Genomic DNA, 22,139 nt, shown 5'->3' with positions numbered 1-22,139 from the left:
CGCCACGAGGTGCCGCTGCCGGCATTCGGGGCCACCGTGGTGGAGAACCTGTCGATCCGGGGACCGGCAGCGACGGGCGGTCCGGCGCGGCCACGTCGCCGTCACCAACGAGGAGGAGCTGGGATGCAACCGACCGACAAGGACCTCCGCAACATGCCGCCGGAGGGCGACAACGCGATGTACGCCAACGAGAGCGGCCTGGTGGTTCCGGTCGTCACCCGCGGCGGGCTCGAGTCGCTCAACACCGGCCAGTCGGGAGGCGCCTCCCGCATCGCCGGGGTGAGCCCCGAGCACACCCCGGCCACCCGGATCTGGTTCGGCAAGGTCAGCAACGACCCGGGCTACCGATCGGTGCCGCACCACCACGGCGAGGCCGAGACCGGCGGTTACGTGCTCTCGGGCCGCGCGCGGATCTACTTCGGGGAGAAGTACGCGGACTACATCGACATGGCGGAGGGCGACTGGGTCTTCGTGCCGCCCTACATGCCGCACGTCGAGTGCAACGTCGACCGCAACCGGCCGCTCACCTGGATGACCACCCGCACCCCGGACAACATCGTGGTCAACCTCGCCGACGTGGCCGACACCGCCCTGAACGACTGGGTCGACCGACCGTGACCGAGGCGCCGCGAGTGGTCGACGCACCGACGTCGGCCACGTTCACCGCCGCCGTCACGCTCAGCGAGACGGAGCCCGAGCACTACGACGCCGCGTACGTCGCCGTCACCCAGGCGTGCCCCTGGCCGAAGGCCTACGGCGGGGACCTCGTCGCGGCGGCCGCGGCGGCTGCGATGCGGACGGTTCCCGACGCGGAGGAGGGCGGCAAGTCGCTGCACTCCATGCACTCCTACTTCATGCGGCCGGCGGACATCGGCGCCGGCGTGACCTACGAGGTCGAACGCCTCCGCGACGGGCGCGGCTACAGCACCCGTCATGTGCGCGGATACCAGAACGGCAAGCCGGTGTACGTCGCGCTCGCCTCCTTCGCGGCCGGGGAACAGGGCGGCTCCTTCGCCCCGCAGCAGCCCGACGTGCCGGCCCCGGAGACGCTGCCATCCGCGGCGACGTACCTCGCCGACCGCTCCGGCGGGACCATGACGGAGGAGTCGAAGGCCTACTGGAGCGGGGGCCGCAGCTTCGACATGCGGCACCTCCCGGGGCCCGTCTACCTCTCCGTCGAGGGGGAGCAGGCCCCCCACCAGGCAGTGTGGATCCGGCCCTACGACGGCCTGCGCGACGTCCCCGGGCTCTCGCGGGCCCAGCGCGACCTGGCCGCCCTGGCCTACGTCTGCGACTACACCATCCTCGAACCGGTGCTCCGGATGCTCGACCTGCCCTGGGCACGGCCGGGGCTCGTGACCGCGAGCCTGGACCACGCGATGTGGTTCCACTCGGTCCCGGTCGAGGGTGCCCTCGACGACTGGCTGCTGTACGTCCAGGACGCCGGCCACGCGGCCTCGGGGCGCGGCGTCGGGCAGGGCCGCTTCTTCACCCGCGACGGACGGCACCTGGCCACCGTCGTCCAGGAGGGCATGATCCGCGCCTCCTGAGGCCGGTCCTCCCTCCGGCACGGCACCGGCCTCCGGGCACGGCGCCTCCCTCGGCTCCCCTTCGGCTCCGGAAGGACCTCCGATGCAGCTGTTCCCCAGCTCCCACACCGACACCTTCGCCCGTGATCACCTGCCGCCGTTCGAGCAGTGGCCGCGCCTGGAGTTCACCACCCCCGAACTGCAGTACCCCGAGCGGCTCAACGCCGCCGGCGAGCTCATCGACGTCGCGGTCGCCACCCACGGCCCCGACCGCCCGGCGATCCGGACCGACACCGGCGAGGTGTGGTCCTACGGTGACCTGCAGCGGCGCGCGAACCAGGTGGCCCAGGTGCTCGTCGAGGACCTCGGGCTCGTGCCGGGCAACCGGGTGCTCCTGCGCTCGCCGAACAACCCCTGGACCGTCGCCGCGTGGCTGGGCGTGCTCAAGGCCGGCGGCATCGTCGTCCTGACCATGCCGGCGCTGCGCGCCCGGGAGCTCGCGCCGGTCGTGACCAAGGCCCAGCCGACGGTCGCCCTGGTCGACCACCGGTACACCGAGGACGTCGCGGTGGTCCGGGACACCGCGGCAGGGCAGCTCGTCGTCGTCCCCTTCGGCGGCGAGGGCAGCGACGACCTCGTCGCCCGCTGCGCCGCGAAGTCGGGGGAGTTCGTCAACGTCGACACCGCGGCCGACGACGTGGCGCTGTTCGGACCGACGTCGGGGAGCACCGGCGTCCCGAAGCTGACCATGCACTTCCACCGTGACGTGCTCTCCATCGACAACACCTTCGGCCGGGGGTTGCTGCGCCTGCACGCCGACGACCTCGTCGCCTGCACCGCCCCGTTCGCCTTCACCTTCGGCCTCGGGATGCTCCTGGTGTTCCCGCTGCGGGCAGGGGCGTGCATGTTCCTGGTCGAGGCCGCGACTCCGCCGCGCCTGGCCGACCTCGTCGAGGAGCACCGGGTCACCGTGCTGGCCACGGCGCCGACCGCCTACAAGCAGATCCTCCGGTCCGGGAAGATCGGCCAGCTACGCAGCCTGCGGAACGCGGTCAGCGCCGGAGAGCACATCCCGCAACCGGTGTGGGAGCAGATCGAGGCGGAGCTGGGGCTGCGGATCATCGACGGCATCGGTGCCACGGAGCTGCTCCACATCTTCATCTCCGCCACCGGCGACGACATCCGGCCCGGTGCCACCGGCATGCCGGTGCCCGGGTACCGGGCGACCATCCTCGGCCCCGACGGGGAGGAACTGCCCGCCGGAGCCGAGGGGCGGCTCGCGGTGATCGGGCCGGTCGGGTGCCGCTACCTCGACGACGACAGGCAGCAGAGCTACGTCGTGGACGGCTGGAACGTCACCGGCGACACCTTCTACCGGGACGAGGACGGCTACTTCCACTACTGCGCGCGCACCGACAACATGATCGTCTCCTCCGGCTACAACATCGGAGGCCCGGAGGTCGAGGCCGCGATCGACACGCACCCCGACGTGGTCGAGTCGGCCGTCGTCGCGAAACCGGACGCCGAGCGCGGATCGATCGTCTGCGCCTTCGTGGTGCTGCGCGACGGGGTGGCCGGGGACGCGGCGAAGGCCAAGGAGATCCAGGACCACGTCAAGCAGCAGCTGGCTCCGTACAAGTACCCGCGCGACGTCCGCTTCAGCGGATCCCTGCCGCGCAACACCAGCGGCAAGCTCCAGCACTACATCTTGCGCCGCACCGTCGAAGAAGAGCGGGCAAGCACGCTTGCCTCGTCGCAGTGAGAGGAACGGCCATGAAGATCGCAATCGCCGGCGGTGGACCGGGTGGGCTCTACCTCGCCGCCCTGATGAAGCAGCTCGACCCCGGTCACGACGTCACCGTGTGGGAGCGCAACGCTCCCGATGACACCTTCGGGTTCGGCGTCGTCTTCTCCGACGAGACCCTGGGCGGCATCGAGGGTGCCGACACCGTGATCCACGAGCAGATGGCGCGCCGGTTCGCCCGGTGGACCGACATCGACATCGAGTTCAACGGACACGCCTTCACCGTCGGTGGCCAGGGCTTCGCGGCGATGGGCCGCAAGGACCTGCTCCACCTCCTCCAGGAGCGCGTCGCCGAACTCGGCGTCACGGTGCACTACGAGACCGAGGCGCCCGACGTCGACGAGCTGCGGGCCGCGCACGACCTCGTCGTGGCCGCGGACGGCCTGAACTCCCGGATCCGCACCAAGTACGCCGACGCCTTCCGCCCGTCCCTGGACCACCGGCAGAACAAGTACATCTGGTTCGGGACGGACCTGGTCTTCGAGGCCTTCCAGTTCTTCGTCAAGCAGACGGAGTGGGGCACCATGCAGATCCACGGGTACCCCTACTCCGACAGCGGCTCGACGTTCATCGTCGAGATGCACCAGGACGTATGGCGCCGCGCCGGTTTCGACGCCACGGAGAGCCAGAACTTCCCGCCGGGCGTCTCCGACGACTACGCGGTCGAGCGGATCGCGGAGATCTTCGCCGACGAGCTCGCCGGCCACTCGGTGCTGACGAACAACTCCAAGTGGCTCAACTTCGTCACCGTCCGCAACCAGTCCTGGCACCACGGCAACGTGGTGCTGCTCGGCGACGCCGCCCACACCGCGCACTTCTCCATCGGGTCGGGCACCAAGCTGGCGATGGAGGACGCCCTGGCGTTGGCCGCGTGCCTGCACGAGCACCCCACCGTGGACGCCGCCCTCGCGGCGTACCAGGCCGAGCGCAAGCCCGTGGTGGAGTCGACCCAGCGGGCGGCGCAGGCCTCGCTCGAGTGGTTCGAGAACATCAACATGTACGCCGACCAGGAGCCGGGTCAGTTCTGCTTCAACCTGCTGACCCGGTCCCGCCGGATCACCTTCGAGAACCTCAAGGAGCGTGACGCCGACTTCGCCTACCAGGTCGAGTCCGCGTTCGCCGAGGCCAACGGCTCGGCAGAGGTGGTGCCGGCCATGTTCCAGCCCGTCGACATCGGCCCGCTGACGCTGCCCAACCGGGTCGTGGTGTCACCGATGGACATGTACAGCGCCCGGGACGGCGTGCCCGATGACTTCCACCTGGTCCACCTGGGCTCGAAGGCCCTGGGTGGTGCCGGACTGGTGATGACCGAGATGGTCTGCATCTCACCCGAAGGCCGCATCACCCCCGGCTGCACCGGGCTGTGGGACGACGGGCAGCGCGACGCCTACCGCCGCGTCACCGACTTCGTGCACGAACGCACCTCGGCCAAGATCGGTCTGCAGCTCGGGCACTCCGGGCGCAAGGGGTCGACCCGGCTCATGTGGGAGGGCATCGACGAGCCGCTCCCGGAGAACAACTGGGAGGTCATCAGCCCCTCCGCCCTGGCCTACGGCGAGGGCTGCCACATGCCGCGGGAGGCGAACCGCGCGGACCTGGACAAGGTCTTGGCCGACTTCGTCACCGCCGCGCAGCGTGGCGTCGCGGCCGGGTTCGACCTCATCGAGCTCCATGCCGCGCACGGCTATCTGCTCTCCGCGTTCCTCTCGCCGGTCGCCAACCGGCGGACCGACGAGTACGGCGGCTCGCTGGCCAACCGGTTGCGCTTCCCGCTGGAGGTCTTCGACGCCGTCCGGCGGGTGGTTCCGGAGACGATCCCGGTGACCGTCCGGATCTCCGCCAGCGACTGGCTGCCCGACGGCAACACCGAGCACGACGCCGTGGAGATCGCCCGTGCCTTCGTCGAGCACGGCGCGGCCGCCATCGACGTGTCGTCGGGGCAGATCGCCAAGAACGAGCAGCCGGCGTTCGGGCGGTCGTACCAGACGCCCTTCGCCGACCGGATCCGGCACGTCGTCGCCGCGCCGGCCGGGGCGAAGGTCATCGCCGTCGGTGCCATCTCCTCCTACGACGACGTCAACTCGATCCTGCTCGCGGGCCGCGCGGATCTCTGCGCCCTGGGCCGGAGCCACCTCTACGACCCCCAGTGGACGCTCCACGCGGCAGCCGAGCAGGAGTACCAGGGCGAGGGGGCGCAGTGGCCGGAGCAGTTCCGGGCCGGCCGGCGCAGGCCGCCCACCTCGCGCACCGACAAGATCCCGCCGCGGCTCGCCCTGCTCCGCGCCGGGAAGGCCGCCACCGTCCACGTGCGGTGGACGCCGAACGAGGACAGCGCTCCGGTCGCCTGAGCTACGCGCTCACGCGGCCGGAGCGGCCGGGACCGGTGGCCCGGTGCGGGGCCGCAGCGCGGGGGAGGGGCTGGTCACGACGTCGCGGGCCCCGGCGCCCCGGCCGGCCCCGCCCCGGCGTTCCGCGCGGGCCCACCGTGGATGACCGACATCGCGTGCTTCTGGGCGAGGGGGGCCAGGACGGAGTTGAGCTCGTCGAACAACGCGCCGGCGCTCTCGCCGATCCAGCCGGGCGGGAGCAGGGACATCGGAAGGCCCGGATCGCGGTAGGGCAGCCGCCGCCAGTGGGTCAGCATCGGTACGTACGTCCGGAACGCTTCCTGCGGTTCGATGCCGTTCGACGTCGCCCGGTGCAGGACCGGCCGGTAACGGTGCAGGAAGTCCGTGTACAGCTCGGTGAGCTCGTCCAGGTCCCACCAGCCGCGCACCTTGCCGCCCGGATCGCCGAACGCCACGTACTCGCCCCGGAAGATGTCGACGTAGGAGGACAGGCCCCGCCGGTCCAGGGTGTGGCGGGTCTCCGACTCGAGGTTGCCGGGTGCCAGCCACACCCCGGGGGCCGCGGTGCCGAAGCCGAGGCCGGTCAGGCTCGTGCGGAGCGAGTGCCGCTTCTCCCGCTCGGACTCGGGCACGGAGAACACCAGCAGGACCCAGCCGTCCGCGACCGTCGCCCGCCGGCGCTCGAAGATCCGGACGTCACCTTCGGCCAGCACCTCGAGTGTGGAGCCGGCCAGGCTGTAGCCGGCCGCGCCCCGCTGCCGTTCAGCGTGGATGACACCGCGGCGCTTCAGCCGGGAGATCGAGGACCGCACCGCCTGCGCCTCGGCTCCGACGTCCGCCATCAGCGAGATCAAGGACGCGACGGAGAGCCAGTTGCCCTCGGCCCGGGCGTAGAGACCCAGGACCGTGGTGATCAGCGGCGCGAGCCGGGCCTCCCGACCGCCGGCGCGGGAGGTCGAACTCGGCTCCGTCGTCACGGAAGCAGAATATCGCCGCACTGCGGAGTGCACGGCCGGGTGCGGGTCCGCCCGGATGACCGGCGCCGGTGGAGCGGGGCGTGCGTGCCCCACCGGCGCCGGTCGGCCCCGTCGGATCAGCCGTGGCCCGGCGTGCCCCAGCGGCCGTACGTGCGCTTGCAGTCGTAGCTGGCCTCGACACGGGGGTTCCCGCTGCCGTCGTACCGGGCGACCAGCGGGTAGAGACACAGCGGCCGGGTCAGCACCTGCTGGCCGTCCTCGACGCGCGCGGCGGAGATGCGCTCGGGTGCCGCACCGTCCTCGACCCACGCGACGAGCTCGCCGAACATGTCGAACTGGTCGGCCCCCGCACCGCCACTACAGTGCTCCACCCCGGGGGCCATGAACAACCGGGCGAAGTCCTGGGCCCGGTGCAGGTTGCCCACCGTGTCCACGACCCGTTCGTAGTAGTCGATGGTGCCTTCGGGGAAGATCAGCTGGTCGTTCCAGCCGTGCCAGATCAGGACCTTGCCGCCGGAGTGCCGGAAGGCGGACAGATCCGGGTCGTCGGTGCCGATGACCTCGTTGAAGAGCTGCTGCGAGGCGGCGAAGTTCTCCTCGAAACCCGCGTAGTCCAGCTTCTGCCAGTCCCAGTTCGGGTCCTGCTCGATCCAGTACCTGTGGTGGTCGACGGTGATCGGGAAGGGCTGCGGCCCGGCGAGGCCCTGCAGCGGGGCGCCGGGTGCCAGGCCGTACCACAACCGGGTGCCGTCAACGGTCCGGGCACCGTCCCAGATCGCCTGGACCACGCGGGCATCGACGTCGGTGAACTCGCCGCAGTCGGTCGGCTGGCCGACGAGGGAGGCGGCCTGGAAGTCACACCTGCGCGGGTCGTCGAGCACGCCGTCCGCGACCCCGTCCAGGGTGTCGCACGCAGCCACGACGGCGCGGGTCGCGGCCTCCAGCTTGCACGGGGCGATCGGCCCGCCGAGTTCCTGCTGCATCACGACCTGGGGCCAGAGCTCCGCGGGGATGAAGCGGTCCCAGTTGATGGCCGGCGCGCCGGCGAGGATCCCGTCGTAGCCGTCGGGGAGCTGCTGCGCCAGCATCAGGCCCTGCCGCCCCCCGGTGGAGCAGCCGTTCCAGTAGGAGTACTCCGCCGGCATGCCGTAGAACGCCCCGACCAGGGTCTGTGCCTTCTCCGTGAGCTGGAACAGCGACCGGGAGGCGAAGTCCTCGATGAGCTGCTCGTCGAGGTCGCCGGGCGCCGCCAGGGCGAACGAGCCGCCCGGCGTGGAGTGGCCGGTGTCGGTGGATGCGGTGGCGTACCCGTCCCGCAGCGCGGTGGCCATGGCCGGGTAGCTGATGGTGCCGGCGTAGCCGCCGCCACCGACTGCCTGGAACCGCCCGTTGTACGTCTCGACGGGCAGCCAGACCGCGATGTCGACCATCGGCTCGACGGTCAGCGCCACCCGGCAGAACGCCGGCAGGTCGGTCTGGTCGTCCGACGTACCCGCCGTCACGAGCTCGGCGGAGATCGCCGTGACCTCGGCCAGCTCGAGCTCCGCCAACCCGGCGCAGTCGCCGGCAGGAGAAGTCGGTGCCGGAGCGGGGGCGGGATCCGGCCCGGGGGTGGCCGCCGCCGGGCCGGCGCCGAGCACCATCGCCGCCATGGCGACGACTGCGGGAACGAGGCTGCGGAGCGGCACCCTGCTTCGAGGCCGGTGCCGGGAAGAGGTGGGCCGATCGGGATACCTGGCAGCGCGCATGCCGCTCCTCGGGAGGTGAGCTGGATCACTGACCCGGGAAAGGTGCTACGCCGAGCTCCCAACCGTCAACCCGGACGTGGAATGTCCCGGCGTGTCGTGTCGGCATGTCCACCGCGTGCGGTGGTGGCGCCACCCGAGCTCGACCTGTGGCAGGACGCCCGGGGGTCACCGTGGCGCACCGGTGACCCCCGGACGCCGCTGTCAGCGCGGGTCGAGGGGGGTGAAGGTGCCCGCGCGGGCTTCGATCACCTGGGCGGCATCGAGGATGCCGTCCTCGTCGAAGCGCCGGCCGAGCAGCTGGACGCCGGCGGGGAGGCCGTCGGTGACCCCGGTGGGCACCGACAGCGCCGGGAAGCCGAGGACGGGAACCGCCATCATCGACGCCTGCGCGGCCATCACCCGCCGCATGCTCTCGATGCTGGCGATGTCGGCGTCCTGCTCGAACGCCTGCTCCGCGGACATGGGCAGCAGGACGGTGGAGTACCGCTCCATGAACTCCCCGAGCATGCGGATCAACGTGCCCCGCCGGGCGTATCCGTTCATGTAGTCGGTCAGGCCGGGCTGGGTGCCCCACCACTCCGAGGAGACGGCGTAGTAGCCCTCCGCCGCCTTCTTCATGCCCTCGTCGCCGACCTCCTCGACCAGCGGCATGATCTGGCGGAACTCCTCCATGCACAGCAGGTACCAGAGCCGGTAGGCCTCGGCGAGCAAGGGCAGCTCGACCTCCTCGACCACGTAGCCGGCCTCGGTCAGCCAGCCCGCGGCCTGGGTCAGGGCCTCGTCGACGGCCGCGGTCGGCGTGGCGACGCCGTGGTCCCGGACCAGTGCGACCCGGAGCGGGCGTTCCGCGGCCGCGGCCGCGGGAGCCCCGGGCACGTGGAAGGGGTCACGCGGGTCGTGGGCGGTCAGCCCGCGCATCGCCAGCCGGACGTCGGCGACCGTGCGGGCCAGCGGCCCCTGGACCAGCATGGACTGCACCGACAGCGCCGGGTCGGCGTCCGGGGGGCCGTAGAGCCCGGCCACCCGGCCCACGGTCGGCCGCAGGCCGACGACGCCGCAGGCGTAGGCGGGGTACCGGACGGAGCCGCCGATGTCGTTGCCGTGCCCGATCGGAACCATGCCCGACGCGACGGCCGAGCCCGCCCCGCCACTGGACCCGCCGGGTGTGCGGGTCGCGTCCCACGGGTTCAGCGTGCGTCCGTGCAGGTCGTTGTTGGTGAACCACCGGTAGGAGAACGCCGGCGTGTTGCTGCGGGCGAGCAGGATCGCGCCGGACTGCCGGAGGCTGGCCACGTGCGGGCTGTCGGTGGTGGCGGTGTTGTCCTTGAACGCCACGACGCCGTTCGTCGTGGCGTGACCGACCTGGTCGGAGTTCACCTTGATCGCGACCGGGACGCCGTGCAGCGGGCCGAGCGGGGCGCCGGACGCGGTGCGCCGGTCGGCGTCGTCCGCGGCCTTCAGCGCCTCGTCACCGGACACCTCGACGAGGGCGTTGAGCTCGGGGTTGACCGCCTCGATCCGGGACAGGCAGCTCTCCACCGCCTCGCGGCTGGAGATCAGTCCGGTGGCGACCCCGTCGGCGATCCGCGTCGCCGACCACCGCCAGAGTTCGTCGGTGCTACCCGGAGCGTTGGTGTCAGCTGTCATTGCTCGCCCTCCCAGGGCTTGGACGGTGTGGCGCCCGACACGGGCGGGGGCAATCCTCTACAACGGGCTACCGGGGTGTCAACGGCGTGTTGCACGTCGACGAGGAGCCCCGGGTCGCCGCACCATCGGTCCCGGTCCGGGCGGCGCGAGCGGGTCAGTGCGCCTGGGCCGGCCGGGCGCGGATCAGGTTCACCGCCACCAGCCGCAGGACCACGTCCCCGGCCTGGTTGACCATCTCGATGCGCGTGGTGACGACGCCGCGGTCGGGCTTGCTGCGGGACAGCCGGGCGTCCTCGACCGTGGTGCGCAGGGTGAGCTCGTCACCCGGCCGCACCGGCAACGGCCAGCGCAGCTCGTCGATCCCCGGTGACCCGAGGCTGGACACCGGCGAGAGGTACTCGTCGGCGAACAGCCGCATCATCAGCGCGCCGGTGTGCCAGCCACTGGCGATCAGCCCACTGAAGGGGCCGGCCGCGGCGGCGTCCGCGTCCACGTGGAAGGGCTGCGGGTCGAACCGCCGGGCGAACTCGACCAGCTCGGCCTCGTCCACCCGGATCGGCCCGAACTCGCTCGTCGTGCCCGGTACGTAGTCGGCGAACCAGCGCTCGGTCACGGCCTCGGACCGGGCGCGAAGGACTCCAGCAGGGCCGGGCTGCCCTGGATCGCGACCCGCTGCATGTGGTGGAGGACGGCGCGCAGGCCACCCTCCTCCTCGCCGCCACCGGCCCGGCCCGGCCCGCCGTGCACGAGCTGCGGCATGGGGATGCCGTGGCCGGTGTTCTCGGCGGCGGAGTGCCGGTCCAGCAGCAGCATCCGGCCGTGGTGCGCACCGGCACCCAGCACGACGTCGCGCTGGAAGGCGGCGTCCTCGCTCACCACCGAGGCGACGAGGCTACCGCCACCGCGGGCGAGCTGGTCGACGACGTCGGCGGTCCCGGTGTAGGGCAGCACCGTGCTCACCGGCCCGAAGGCCTCGATGTCGTGCGGCTCGGGGCGGTCGGTGTCATCGCAGCGCAGCAGCAGCGGGGAGAGGAACGCCCCGGTGGTGTCGTCGGCACCCACCACGTCGATGGACGCCGGGTTCCCGTAGACGATCCCGCCGGCGCCGGCGAGCCGGGCGACGGCCTCCCGGACGCTGTCCCGCTGCTCGTGGCTGACCAGGGCCCCCATGACCGACCGTTCGTCGGCCGGGCTGCCCACCACGACCTCGGCGAGCCGCGACCGGACCGCCTCCACCACGTCGTCCGCCGCGGCCGCCGGGACGAACGCGCGCCGGATCGCGGTGCACTTCTGCCCGGCCTTGACCGTCATCTCGGTGACCAGCTGGTCGACGTAGAGGTCGAACTCGGGTGTACCGGCGACCGCGTCGGGGCCGAGCACCGAGGCGTTCAGCGAGTCGGCCTCGGCGTTGAACCGGGCCGAGCGCTCGGTGACCGCCGGGTGCCGGCGCAGCGCCGCCGCGGTGTCGGCCGAGCCGGTGAACCACACCGAGTCCTGGCCGTCCAGTTCGTCGAGCAGCTGCCGGGCGCTGCCGCAGACCAGCTGCAGCGCACCCTCGGGCAGCACTCCGGACTCGATGACCCGGCGCACCATCAGCTCGGTGAGGTAGGCGGTGGGGGTGGCCGGCTTGATGATCGTCGGGACACCGGCCAGCAGCGCGGGCGCGAACTTCTCTGCGGGGCCCCAGACGGGGAAGTTGAACGCGTTGATCTGCACGGCGACCCCCAGCCGGGAGCGGTAGAGGTGCCGGCCGGCGAACGTTCCCCCGCGCCCGAGCGGCTCGATGTCGCCGTCGAGGAGGACGTCGCCCTCGGGCAGCTCCTTGCGCCCCTTGCTGGCGTAGACCGCGAGCGTGCCGATGCCCCCGTCGATGTCGACCGCGGAGTCCCGGCGGGTGGCGCCGGTCCGGGCGGACAGCTCGTACAGCTCCTCCCGGGCCTCTCCGAGCACCGTCGCCACCGCCTTCACCAGCGCCGCGCGCTCGGCGAAGGGCAGCGCCCGCAGCGCGGGCCCGCCGACCTCCCGGCCCCAGCGGACCGCGGCGGCGGTGTCCACGCCGGTGCTGGACACCCGGGCGACCGGGTTCCCGGTCACCGCGTCGGTCAGGGTGGTGCCCTCGTCGGTGCCGGACTGCCAGCGCCCGGAGACGTAGGACTCGAGGGCGGGTGCGGTGGTCGACATGGTCAGTCCTCCTGGACGTGGCTGCGGGGGTGCGATGAGGGGGATGCCCCGGACGGGCGGATGTCAGCCGTGCAGCCGCGGCAGGACGGCGTGGCTGAAGAGATCGACGGCGGTCTGCCGGTGGGCGCCTTCCCCCGAGGGGGAGAAGACCAGGGTCTCGGCGCCCGCGTCGGCGTACTCCCGGGCGCGGGCGACCACCCGGTCGGGGTCGCCGTGCAGGAGGTAGCGGTCGGCGAGTGGACCGAAGTCCTGCTGGTAGACCGCGCTGACGGTCTCGACGGCGTCCTGCCGGGCCCGGGCCGGGTCCTCGTGGACCGCGCCCCAGCAGAAGACCGAGCCCCGCACGGACGACGGGTCGCGGCCGGCCTGCTCCGCCGCGTCGCGGACCTCGGCCAGGCTCCGGGCGACCTGTTCGGGTGTGTACATGTAGGGCATCCACACGTCGGCGTGCCGCCCGGCCCGGCGGATTGCCGGCGGGCGGCGGCCACCGAGCCAGATCGGTGGCCCACCGGGCTGCACGGGGCCGGGGTCCAGCGTCAGCCCGGGAACGGTGGTGAACCGGCCGGCGAAGTCGACCGGCCCGCCCGCCCACAGCGCGCGGAGCACCTCCAGCGCCTCGTCGGCGCGGGCTCCGCGCTCGCCGACCTCGACGCCGGCGGCGACGAACTCGGGCGGGTGTTCCCCGCCGACGCCCACGCCCAGGTCGAAGCGCCCGCCGGAGACCTGGTCCAGGGTGGTGGCGAACTTGGCCGCGAGGGCCGCCGGGTAGAGCGGCAGCACGGTCAGGGAGGTGAGCAGCCGGATCCGGGTCGTGGCGCCGGCCGCCGCGGCCATCGCGATGAACCCGTTGGTCACCGGCCCGTGGAAGAACACGTGCTCACCGGTCGAGACCCCGTCGTAGCCGGCCTCTTCCGCGGCTCGGGCCTCGGTCGCGGTGGCGGTCTGGTCGCTGCTGAGCATGAGCACGACGCGCACGCTGGCCTCCGATGGGACGATGGAAAATACTACGAGAACCCTACTGGATGGGCGACCCGGTGTAGGACGTCGTGGTGCGACGTCGTGCGGGCCGACCGGATCCGGTCAGTCCGCGGCGGGCACCCAGCGCGCCGGGCGCTTCTCCCGGAACGCCGCGATCCCCTCCTGGCCCTCCTCGCTGGCGAAGAACCGGGCCGACAAGCCCAGCAGCTCCTCGAACTGGGCCCCCAGCGGCCCGCCACGCTCGGCGCGCAGCAGCCGCTTGGTCTCCGCCAGGGCCAGCGGGGCCCCGGCGGCCAGCGCGGCGACCTGCCCGGCGACGGCGGAGTCGACGTCGCCGTCGTCCACGACGAGGTCCACCAGCCCACCCGCCGCGGCGGTGCCGGCGTCGAACACCTCGCCGGTGAGCAGCAGCCGGTGCGCGGCGTTGCGGATCATCCGGGGCACCACCACGGCGGAGATGATGGCCGGCACCACCCCGATCCGGACCTCGGCGAAGCCGAACGTCGCCGACCTCCCGGCGACGACGACGTCGCAGGCGGCGAGCAGGCCCACCCCGCCGGCGCGCGCCGGGCCGCGGACGGCGGCCAGCACCGGTTTGGGGGAGTGCCAGATCGTCTCCAGCAGCTCGGGGAACTCGTGGACGCCCTGATCCGCGGCCGAGCCGCCGGCCGCCTCGGCCAGGTCCATCCCGGAGCAGAAGACCCGTCCGGTGTGGTCGAGCACGATGACCCGCACCGCGTCGTCGGCGAGCGCGTCGGCCAGCGCGGTGCGCAGCCGGGCCCGCATCGCCCGGGACAGGGCGTTGCGGTTGCCGGGGGAGTCCAGCGTCAGGGTGGCGACGCCCCGGGAGACGGCCACGCGCAGCACGTCGTCGCTCATGCCGGGGGCTGGTCGTCGTAGGAGTGGAACCCGCGGCCGGTCTTGCGGCCCAGCTCGCCGGCGGCCACCTTGTCCCGCAGCAGCTGTGGTGGTGCGAAGCGCTCGCCCAGCGTGCTCGCCAGGTACTCGGCGATGGCCAGCCGCACGTCCAGCCCGACCAGGTCGGTGGAGCGCAGCGGGCCCATGGGGTGCCGGTAGCCCAGTTCCATCGCCGCGTCGATCGCGGCGGCGTCGGCGACCCCCTCCTCCAGCATCCGGATCGCCTCGAGGCCGAGCAGCACGCCCAGCCGGGAGGAGGCGAAGCCGGGGGAGTCCCGGACGACGACGTCGGTCTTGCCCAGCGCCTGCACCCAGCCGCGGGTCGCGTCGACCACCTCGGGTGCGGTCCCGGGGGCCACCACCACCTCGACCAGCTTCGAGGCGGGCACGGGGTTGAAGAAGTGCATGCCGAGGAACCGGGCGGGCCGGCGCAGGGCGGCGGCCAGCTCGGAGACCGACAGGGACGAGGTGTTGGTGGCCAGCACGGCGTCCGGCCCCAGCACCGACTCCGCGGCGGTGAGGACGGCGACCTTCAGCTCGGCCCGCTCGGGTACGGCCTCCACGACCAGCCCCGTGGCCGGGTCGAGCTCCCCGGGTGCGTCGACCAGGGTAAGCCGGTCGAGAACCGCCTCCACCGGGCCGGTGAGCTTGCCCCGCCGGGCCGACTCCTCGAGGCCGTCGGCGACCCGCCCGCGGGCGGCCTCGGCCGCCGCGTCCCCGGCCTCCACCACCGCGACCCGCGCGCCGGCCGCCAGGAACACCTGGGCGATGCCCGCACCCATGCGGCCACCGCCGATCACGCCCACCTGGGCTGGGACGCCGGTCACGCCGGCACCGCCGACTGGTCGGAGCCCCGGCGCGGAACGCCGCGACTGGGCTGGCTGGGCATGGCAATGGACCTGGACACGGATCTCCTCGACGTCGGGACGTGCTACACGACACCTTGCCACAAGTGAACGACGTGTAGCCCGGTCGTCCGGCTCGGGGCCGACGGTGGAACAGTGAACCGGCAGGCGGCGGCCGGACCGCCCGCCATGGAGAACGGAGCCCGCAGTGCTTGACGGTCATGTCCTCGTCGATGCGCACGTCCACGTGCCGCAGCTGTCCACGCTGGCGCCGGCCTGGGTCGACTGGGCCCGCCGGTTCGGCCGGCCCGGCATCCTCGAGGAGGTCTGGGCCGCGGACGGCACGCCGAAGCCGGCGGCGCTGGACCAGTTGTTCGCCGACGAGGGCGTCGACACCGCGCTGCTGTTCTGCGAGTACAGCCCCAAGGCCACCGGGTACCAGCTCTTCGACGACCTGCTGCCCATCGTGGCGCAGAACCCGCGGCGCTTCCGCCCGGTCGCCAACGTCAACCCGCACCTGCACTTCCCGATCGCCCGCGAGCTGACCCGGCAGCTCGACCTGGGTGCGGCCGCGCTGAAGCTGCACCCCGTGCACGGCGGCTTCCGCACCGACGACCCCGCGCTGTACCCCGCCTACGCGGTGCTGGTCGAGCGGGGCGTCCCCCTCGTCGTGCACTGCGGCACCAGCAGCTTCCCGGGGTCGACCAACTCCTTCGCCGACCCGGTGCACCTCGACGCGGTGCTGCGCGACTTCCCCGGCCTGCAGGTGGTGCTGGCCCACGGCGGCCGGGGCTGGTGGTACGACGCGGCCGCGTTCCTGGCGGTCTCGCGCGAGAACGTCTGGATCGAGCTGTCCGGGCTGCCGCCGAAGCGGCTGCCGGAGTACTACAGCCGGTTCGACCTCGGCCGGCTGGCGCGCAAGTGGATCTACGGCACGGACTGGCCCGGCGTGCCCGGCCAGGCGGCGAACGCCCGTGCGGTGGCGTCGCTCGGGCTGCCCGAGGACGTCGTACCGCTGGTGCTGGGCGGCAACGCGCTCCGGGTGTACTCGGGGCTCGACCCCGCCTGACCATCCCGCGGCCGCTGCGACGTGCTACGGCACCATTGCGTCGAGGTGCGGTTCCCGTAGGGTGACCGAATGGCGCAGACAGGCACCGTGCTGGTGCTCGGTGGGAGCAGTGGGATCGGGGAGGCGACCGTCCGTCGCCTGGTGGCCGGGGGGACACCGGTGGTGTTCACCCACCGCACCGGTGCGGACCGGGCGGGGCGCATCTGCGCCGAGCTGGGCCCCGACGTCCGCACGGTGCACTGCGACGTGCGTGATCCCGAGTCGCTGGCCGCGGCCTTCGCGGCGGCAGGGGAGGGGCTGACCGGGGTCGTCCACTGCGTCGGCGCCTGGACCTACACCCGGCTGGCCGAGCTGACCCTCGACGAGCTCGACGACGCCTGGGCGATGAACGGCCGTTCGGTGGTGCTCGCCCTGCAGCACGCCGGCCGGCTGCTGCCCGAGGGCGGCGCGGTGGTGGTGGTCTCGTCGGTGGCCGCGGAGCTCGCGCCGCCCCGGCAGGCCAGCTACGTCATGACCAAGGCCGCGGCCGAGGCGGCCGCCCGGGTGGCGGCGAAGGAGCTGGGCCGGCAGGGGATCCGCGTGGTCGTGGTGCGGCCGGGCGCGACCGACACCCCGCAGCTGCGCGGGAGCACGAGCGAGAAGGCGATCGAGGCGATGGCCGGCGCGCCCGCGCTGCGCCGGCTGGGCGCCCCGGACGACCTGGCCGGCGTGATCACCTTCCTGCTCGGGCCGGACGCCCGCTGGGTCACCGGCACCGTGGTGGAGGCGACCGGCGGGCTGCGCTGACCGGCGGGCTGCGCTGACCGGCTCTGGGGTCAGCCGACCCGGCTGAGCCCGTCGCGGTACCGGCGGGCGTTCCCGACGTACTCCGCGACCGCCGACTCGATGAACCCGGCCGTTCCGGCGCCGGGACGCACGCGCGCCGGAATGCCCAGCGCCCGGTGGTCCGGCGGCACCACGGTGCCCTCGGCGACGAGGGCCCCCGCCCCGACCAGCGAGCCGTCACCGAGCACCGCGCGGTTGAGCACCACGGAGTTCGAGCCGACGAGCACTCGGTTCCCCACGGTGCACCCCTCCAGGTGGGCGAGGTGCCCCACGACGCAGTCCGCCCCGATCACCGTGGGGTGCTCGGCCGTCGTGTGCAGCACCGTGCCGTCCTGGATCGACGTCCGCGCGCCGATCCGGATGTCGCCGAAGTCGCCGCGCAGCACCGCCTGGGGCCACACGCTGACCTCCGCACCGAGCTCCACCCGGCCGATCACGGTCGCGTCGGGGTGCACCCAGGCGGTCGGGTGGAGGACGGGGGCGACGCCGTCGAGCGCGTAGAGGGTCACCCCTGGTCGGCGACGAGTTCGGTGTCCGCCCCGATCCGGCCGACCTTCGAGGCACCGCCGGGGCTGCCCACCGGCTCGTCCCGACCGGGCAGCGGCTCGACGAAGAAGCGCCGGTTGTCGGCGATGTGCGGCTCGTTGTCCGCGCTCACCCGGCGGTCCTGCGAGATCGCCTCGACCGGGCAGACCGGCTCGCAGGCCCCGCAGTCGATGCACTCCTTGGGGTTGATGTAGAGCTTGCGGTCACCCTCGTAGATGCAGTCGACCGGGCATTCCTCGACGCAGGACATGTCGGTGGTGTCGATGCACTCGGCGCCGATGACGTAGGGCACGGGATGTCTCCTCGGGTGCGATGGGGCTCAGGCGGGGGCGCCGATGCCGGCGGGGTCGTCGCTGCTGTGCCCTGGGAAGAGCGGCTGGTCGGGGTCGAGATAGGTGGCCGCATTGTTCACGGCGGTGGCTGCCTCCCCGAAACCTACCGAGATCAACCGCACCTTGCCCGGGTACTCGGTGATGTCGCCGGCGGAGTAGACGCCGGACACCGAGGTGCGCATCGCGGTGTCGACCAGGATCTTGCGGTCGACGATGTCGATGCCCCAGGTCTCCAGCGGGCCGATGTCGGCGGTGAAGCCGAGGGCGGCGATCACGGCCTGTGCCTTGTGGGGGGTGATCGACCCGTCCTTGTGCTTCACCTGGACGGTGTGCACCCGGTCCTCGCCCTCGACCGAGCTCACCTGGGCATCGGTGACGACGACGGTCGGGCCGGCCTCCATGTCGGCCACGCTCGCGGCGTGGGCGCGGAAGGCCTTCCGGCGGTGCACCAGCGTCACCGACGAGGCGATGTCGGCCAGGGCCAGCGCCCAGTCCACGGCGCTGTCCCCGCCGCCGACGATGACGACGTCCTGCCCGGCGTGGGCGGCCAGCTCCTTGACCACGTAGGTCAGTCCGCGGCCCTCCCACTCCGCGCCGCCGGGCAGCGGCCGGGGGGTGAAGGTGCCGATCCCGCCGGTGATCACCACGGCGCCGCAGTGGATGCGGGTGCCGCGGTCGGTGGTCACAATCAGCCGGTCACCGGGCCGGGGGCGCTGGCCCGCGGCGTTGGTGAGGCTCTCGGCACGCTCGCCGAGCACGTACACCGGCTCGAACCGGGCGGCCTGCTCCACCAGCCCGGCCACCAGGTCGCGGCCCTTGATCGCCGGGAGTGCGGCCACGTCGTAGATGTTCTTCTCCGGGTACAGCGCCATCACCTGGCCACCGGGCTCCGAGAGGCTGTCCACGATCGCCGTCCGCAGCCCGCGGAAGCCGGCGTAGTAGGCGGCGTACAGGCCGGCCGGGCCGGCGCCGACGACGAGCAGGTCGACCTCGACGTCGCGTCCGGTGCCGCTCGCGTCGGTGGGTGCCAGCGTGTCCGTGGCGGTCATGCGGGGCCTCCGGGGGCGAGAGGGGCGGAAGGGGCGGAAGGGGCGCCCGCACCGTCGATGCGGGCCAGGGCCAGCTCGCGGACCCGGAAGCGCTGGAGCTTGCCGGTCGCGGTCTGGGGCAGATCGTCGAACACCAGCACGTGCCGCGGCCGCTTGAAGGCGGCCAGGCCCTCGCGGCAGTGGGCGACCAGGTCCTCGGCGGTCGTGGCCGACCCCGGGTTGAGGACCACGCAGGCCACCGGCTTGTCCAGCCCGTCGACGTCGGGGACCGACACCACGACCACCTGGACGACCTCGGGGTGCAGTCGCAGCCGTTCCTCGACCTCGGTGGGGGAGACCCAGATGCCGCCGGCCTTGATGATGTCGTCGGTGCGGCCCAGCGACGCGAAGAAGCCGTCCTCGCTGCGCACGTACGTGTCGCCGGTGCGCACCCAGGCGCCCTCGAACACCCGGCGCGTGGTCTCCGTCCGGCACCAGTAGCCGGTCGCCGCCGAGTTGCCGCGCACGTAGAGGTTGCCCGGCGTGCCGTCGGGGACGGGCTGACCGTCGTCGTCGACGATCTTCGCCTCGTACCCGGCCACGACCTCGCCGGTGGCGCCCGCCCGGGTACGTCCGGGGCGGCCGGAGATGAAGATGTGCAGCATCTCCGTGGACCCGATGCCATCGAGCATCTCCACGTCGAAGGTGCTGGTGAAGCGCTCGAACAGCGGGGCCGGGAAGGCTTCGCCCGCCGACACGCAGGCGCGGACGCCGGCGAACGCATCGCCCGGCAGCCCGGCGGCGAGCAGGGCGGCGTAGTAGGTCGGGCCCCCGAAGAACAGCGTGGGGCGGTGGTCCTGGAGGACCCGCAGCGTGCCGGCCGGGCTGGGCCGGGACCGGTCGAGCACCACGCTGGCGCCCACGGAGAACGGGAACGTCAGGGTGTTGCCCAGGCCGTAGGCGAAGAAGAACTTGGCGACCGAGAAGGTCACGTCGTCCGGGCCGATCGCCAGCACGTCCCGGGCGTAGGTCTCCGCGGTGTCGCGCAGCGACCCGTGCCGGTGCATCGCCCCCTTGGGCGTACCGGTGGTGCCGGAGGTGTAGAGCCAGAAGGCGGGGGAGTCGGGGACGGTCGGGTAGGGCGTGGCCACCCGGTCGAGGCAGTCGGCGCCGTCGGATACGAACGTGTCCCAGCTGCGGACCCGCGGACCCGCCACCTCGGGCAGGGCGTCGGCGGTCAGCACCACGACGTCGGCCAGGTCCGGCAGGCCGCCGACCGCGGGGGCGAGCGCGACGAACTCCGAGCTCACGACCAGCATCCGGGCCCGGCTGTCCCGGGCCATCAGGGCGATGTCCTTGGGCTTGAGCATCGTGCTGACCGGTACGGGCACCGCGCCGATCCGCATTCCCGCCAGGAAGGCGATGAGCAGCTCGGGGCTGTCCCCGAGGCACAGCAGCAGGCGCTCCTCCGGGCGCACGCCGGAGGCCAGCAGCGCCGCGGCGAACTGGTGGACCGCTGTCTCGACCTCGGCGTAGCTGAGCGTCCGGACGCTGCCGTCCAGGTCGATGGCGGTGATCGCCCGCCGGTCGGGCGTCGCGAGGGCGTGCCGGGTGACCAGCCACTCCGCGGCGTTGAAGGTCTCCTGCCCCGTGGAGGTTCCGGTACCGGCCGGGAGGCCGGGTGTCGCGGGTGGTGCGGTGTCGAGGATGGCCACGCTGGGAGTCCCTTCAGTGCCGTGGAGTCGTTCCGGCTGGGTCCGGTACCGGCGGTGCTGCCGCTGGAGTACCTGAGGTCATGGCTGCGGCCGGGCCCCGGGAAGGGCCCGGCCGCAGCCCAGTCGAGTGCGCTGGTTCACCCACGCACTCGACCGGCGTCGAACTCAGAAGCGGACGTAGTCGTACTCGACCGGCAGCGAGTTGATGCCGACCGACGGCGGCGCGATCCAGCCGGCGAAGTCACCGGCCTCGTAGTGCGGGACCATCAGCTCGGCGACCTGGGCGCGGTCCTCCGGGCTGGGCAGGGCCTCGTGCGAGATCCGCTCCCAGGTGGCGTCGTCGACGATCTCGCCAGTCGGCGTGACGTTGTGGCCGGCGAACACACCCACCTTGCGGTTGAACCCCTCGTGCGGAACGGTCAGCCGCTCGTCGAGCCCGGCGTCCTCCAGCTCCTGGTTCCACCGCTTGACGCCGTTCTCGCAGTCCGCGGCGTACTCGTTGCGGAGGTCGAGGTTCAGCGCGGTCAGCATCGGCACGTTGCGGGTGCTCATCCGCCCGTCCTCGATGATCGGCACGTCCATCGTGAGGTCGTGCAGCAGGTGGTCGTCCTTGCGGCGGGTCTCCATCCACCGGCCCTTGAGCCCGGAGGTGTAGTACCCGGCCACGTTGGACGACGTCTCGGAGCCGAACAGGTCCATCGACACCGAGTACTGGAAGTTCAGGTACTTCTGGATGACCGACAGCGGGATGCCGCCGTACTTCCAGATGTCGTCGGTGCCGTGCTCCTTCATCAGCTGCGCGGTCCGCTGGACGGTGCGCTGCACGCCGGTGGTCCCGACGAACATGTGGTGCGCCTCTTCCTTGAGCATGAACTCGCAGGTGCGGGCCAGCGGGTCGAAGGCGCTCTCCTTCAGCGTGCCGAGCTGGTACTTGCCGTCCCGGTCGGTGAAGTAGGTGAACATGAAGAACTGCAGCCAGTCGGTCGTCTCCTCGTTGAAGGCGCCAAGGATGCGGGGGCTGTCGAAGTCACCGGAGTTGCGCTTGAGCAGCTCCTCGGCCTCCTCGCGCCCGTCCTTCCCGAAGTAGGCCTGCAGCAGGTAGACCATCGCCCACAGGTGCCGGCCCTCCTCCACGTTGACCTGGAAGAGGTTGCGCATGTCGTAGAGCGACGGCGCGGTCATGCCCAGGTGCCGCTGCTGCTCGACCGAGGCCGGCTCGGTGTCGCCCTGCACGGTGATCAGCCGGCGGAGGTCGGAGCGGTACTCGCCCGGGACCTCCTGCCACGCCGGCTCGCCCTTGTGCTGGCCGAAGTTGACCTTCCGGTCGGGGTCCGCCTCGGCGAGGAAGATGCCCCAGCGGTAGTCCTCCATCGGCACCCGGTCGAAGTGCGCCCAGCCGTCCCGGCCGACCGCGACCGCGGTGCGCAGGTAGACGTCGTGGGTCGGGATGGAGGGACCGAGGTTCTTCCACCAGTCCAGGAACTTCGGCTGCCAGCTCTCCAGTGCGCGCTGCAGCTTCCGGTCACCGGCCAGGTTGACGTTGTTGGGGATCTTCTCGCTGTAGTCGATCTTCGACAGCGGACCGGTCGGGGTGGGGGCTTCGCCGGTGACCGTTCCGGTCGCCGGGGTGCTCTCGGTGGTGGTCATGG

19 protein-coding genes are annotated in these 22,139 nt (G+C 72.6%); 6 read left to right on the top strand and 13 right to left on the bottom strand.

Annotated elements, in window-relative coordinates; all coding sequences use genetic code 11:
• Positions 1-123: 123 nt before the first annotated feature.
• The 4 genes from ACYVG5_RS02400 (at position 124) to ACYVG5_RS02385 (ending at position 5,681) form a co-directional block, all read left to right on the top strand.
• The gene (locus ACYVG5_RS02400) at positions 124-618 is read left to right on the top strand and encodes a cupin domain-containing protein (protein ID WP_222048107.1); all 495 of its coding nucleotides are present in this window, start codon (positions 124-126) and stop codon (positions 616-618) included.
• Entirely contained in the window at positions 615-1,550 is a 936-nt protein-coding gene (locus ACYVG5_RS02395; RefSeq protein WP_222048103.1) for an acyl-CoA thioesterase domain-containing protein, read from the top strand. Before ACYVG5_RS02400 ends, ACYVG5_RS02395 begins: the two co-directional genes overlap by 4 nt.
• A gap of 82 nt (positions 1,551-1,632) precedes the next feature.
• A complete protein-coding gene (locus ACYVG5_RS02390; RefSeq protein WP_222048100.1) occupies positions 1,633-3,291 on the top strand; it encodes an AMP-binding protein in 1,659 nt (552 codons plus the stop codon).
• A gap of 11 nt (positions 3,292-3,302) precedes the next feature.
• Complete coding sequence (locus ACYVG5_RS02385; protein WP_222048097.1) at positions 3,303-5,681, top strand: bifunctional salicylyl-CoA 5-hydroxylase/oxidoreductase; 2,379 nt, start codon at positions 3,303-3,305, stop codon at positions 5,679-5,681.
• Positions 5,682-5,755: 74 nt separating this feature from the next.
• Here the strand turns inward: ACYVG5_RS02385 and ACYVG5_RS02380 are convergent, their stop codons facing one another.
• From ACYVG5_RS02380 to ACYVG5_RS02345, 8 genes are all read right to left on the bottom strand, one after another.
• Positions 5,756-6,658, bottom strand: coding sequence for a PaaX family transcriptional regulator (locus ACYVG5_RS02380; RefSeq protein ID WP_460682928.1), 903 nt, complete (start codon positions 6,656-6,658; stop codon positions 5,756-5,758).
• Positions 6,659-6,774: 116 nt separating this feature from the next.
• Positions 6,775-8,310, bottom strand: coding sequence for a tannase/feruloyl esterase family alpha/beta hydrolase (locus ACYVG5_RS02375; RefSeq protein WP_460682927.1), 1,536 nt, complete (start codon positions 8,308-8,310; stop codon positions 6,775-6,777).
• Between the two features lie 297 nt (positions 8,311-8,607).
• Positions 8,608-10,053, bottom strand: a complete 1,446-nt coding sequence (locus ACYVG5_RS02370; protein WP_222048090.1) for an amidase family protein — start codon at positions 10,051-10,053, stop codon at positions 8,608-8,610.
• Positions 10,054-10,207: 154 nt separating this feature from the next.
• The gene (locus tag ACYVG5_RS02365; protein ID WP_222048087.1) at positions 10,208-10,666 is read right to left on the bottom strand and encodes a MaoC family dehydratase; all 459 of its coding nucleotides are present in this window, start codon (positions 10,664-10,666) and stop codon (positions 10,208-10,210) included.
• Positions 10,663-12,234 carry a phenylacetic acid degradation bifunctional protein PaaZ gene (gene paaZ, locus ACYVG5_RS02360; RefSeq protein ID WP_222048083.1) on the bottom strand — a complete coding sequence of 524 codons (1,572 nt, stop codon included), beginning with the start codon at positions 12,232-12,234 and terminating at the stop codon, positions 10,663-10,665. Before paaZ ends, ACYVG5_RS02365 begins: the two co-directional genes overlap by 4 nt.
• 63 nt (positions 12,235-12,297) lie before the next feature.
• Positions 12,298-13,209 carry an LLM class flavin-dependent oxidoreductase gene (locus ACYVG5_RS02355; RefSeq protein ID WP_222048080.1) on the bottom strand — a complete coding sequence of 304 codons (912 nt, stop codon included), beginning with the start codon at positions 13,207-13,209 and terminating at the stop codon, positions 12,298-12,300.
• Between the two features lie 105 nt (positions 13,210-13,314).
• Positions 13,315-14,091 carry an enoyl-CoA hydratase-related protein gene (locus ACYVG5_RS02350; protein WP_222048077.1) on the bottom strand — a complete coding sequence of 259 codons (777 nt, stop codon included), beginning with the start codon at positions 14,089-14,091 and terminating at the stop codon, positions 13,315-13,317.
• Positions 14,088-14,957 carry a 3-hydroxyacyl-CoA dehydrogenase family protein gene (locus ACYVG5_RS02345; protein WP_460682926.1) on the bottom strand — a complete coding sequence of 290 codons (870 nt, stop codon included), beginning with the start codon at positions 14,955-14,957 and terminating at the stop codon, positions 14,088-14,090. Before ACYVG5_RS02345 ends, ACYVG5_RS02350 begins: the two co-directional genes overlap by 4 nt.
• Before the next feature lie 226 nt (positions 14,958-15,183).
• Here ACYVG5_RS02345 and ACYVG5_RS02340 point away from each other — a divergent pair, with 226 nt between their 5' ends.
• On the top strand, positions 15,184-16,044 hold the full coding sequence (locus tag ACYVG5_RS02340) for an amidohydrolase family protein (RefSeq protein WP_222048074.1): 861 nt from the start codon (positions 15,184-15,186) through the stop codon (positions 16,042-16,044).
• 69 nt (positions 16,045-16,113) lie between these two features.
• The gene (locus tag ACYVG5_RS02335) at positions 16,114-16,830 is read left to right on the top strand and encodes an SDR family NAD(P)-dependent oxidoreductase (protein WP_222048071.1); all 717 of its coding nucleotides are present in this window, start codon (positions 16,114-16,116) and stop codon (positions 16,828-16,830) included.
• Between the two features lie 29 nt (positions 16,831-16,859).
• Here ACYVG5_RS02335 and ACYVG5_RS02330 read toward each other — a convergent pair whose 3' ends face one another.
• From ACYVG5_RS02330 to boxB, 5 genes are all read right to left on the bottom strand, one after another.
• Positions 16,860-17,378, bottom strand: a complete 519-nt coding sequence (locus ACYVG5_RS02330; RefSeq protein ID WP_222048068.1) for a gamma carbonic anhydrase family protein — start codon at positions 17,376-17,378, stop codon at positions 16,860-16,862.
• Positions 17,375-17,707 carry a ferredoxin gene (gene fdxA, locus ACYVG5_RS02325; RefSeq protein WP_222048065.1) on the bottom strand — a complete coding sequence of 111 codons (333 nt, stop codon included), beginning with the start codon at positions 17,705-17,707 and terminating at the stop codon, positions 17,375-17,377. The genes ACYVG5_RS02330 and fdxA overlap by 4 nt, the downstream gene beginning before the upstream one ends.
• Positions 17,708-17,734: 27 nt before the next feature.
• Complete coding sequence (locus ACYVG5_RS02320; protein WP_222048062.1) at positions 17,735-18,796, bottom strand: NAD(P)/FAD-dependent oxidoreductase; 1,062 nt, start codon at positions 18,794-18,796, stop codon at positions 17,735-17,737.
• Positions 18,793-20,490, bottom strand: a complete 1,698-nt coding sequence (locus ACYVG5_RS02315; protein WP_460682925.1) for a benzoate-CoA ligase family protein — start codon at positions 20,488-20,490, stop codon at positions 18,793-18,795. The genes ACYVG5_RS02320 and ACYVG5_RS02315 overlap by 4 nt, the downstream gene beginning before the upstream one ends.
• 165 nt (positions 20,491-20,655) lie before the next feature.
• Complete coding sequence (gene boxB / locus ACYVG5_RS02310) at positions 20,656-22,137, bottom strand: benzoyl-CoA 2,3-epoxidase subunit BoxB (protein WP_222048059.1); 1,482 nt, start codon at positions 22,135-22,137, stop codon at positions 20,656-20,658.
• Positions 22,138-22,139 lie beyond the last annotated feature (2 nt).

This window comes from Modestobacter lapidis, from assembly GCF_054780755.1.
This window is presented reverse-complemented; position numbering and strand designations above follow the sequence as displayed.

Bases quoted from the DNA above. Each gene is read 5' to 3' on its own strand.
- ACYVG5_RS02400 (WP_222048107.1), top strand. From the start codon at position 124: ATGCAACCGACCGACAAGGACCTCCGCAACATGCCGCCGGAGGGCGAC.
- ACYVG5_RS02390 (WP_222048100.1), top strand. From the start codon at position 1,633: ATGCAGCTGTTCCCCAGCTCCCACACCGACACCTTCGCCCGTGATCAC.
- ACYVG5_RS02385 (WP_222048097.1), top strand. From the start codon at position 3,303: ATGAAGATCGCAATCGCCGGCGGTGGACCGGGTGGGCTCTACCTCGCC.
- ACYVG5_RS02375 (WP_460682927.1), bottom strand. From the start codon at position 8,310: ATGGCGGCGATGGTGCTCGGCGCCGGCCCGGCGGCGGCCACCCCCGGG.
- ACYVG5_RS02370 (WP_222048090.1), bottom strand. From the start codon at position 10,053: ATGACAGCTGACACCAACGCTCCGGGTAGCACCGACGAACTCTGGCGG.
- paaZ (WP_222048083.1), bottom strand. From the start codon at position 12,234: ATGTCGACCACCGCACCCGCCCTCGAGTCCTACGTCTCCGGGCGCTGG.
- ACYVG5_RS02350 (WP_222048077.1), bottom strand. From the start codon at position 14,091: ATGAGCGACGACGTGCTGCGCGTGGCCGTCTCCCGGGGCGTCGCCACC.
- ACYVG5_RS02335 (WP_222048071.1), top strand. From the start codon at position 16,114: ATGGCGCAGACAGGCACCGTGCTGGTGCTCGGTGGGAGCAGTGGGATC.
- ACYVG5_RS02320 (WP_222048062.1), bottom strand. From the start codon at position 18,796: ATGACCGCCACGGACACGCTGGCACCCACCGACGCGAGCGGCACCGGA.
- boxB (WP_222048059.1), bottom strand. From the start codon at position 22,137: ATGACCACCACCGAGAGCACCCCGGCGACCGGAACGGTCACCGGCGAA.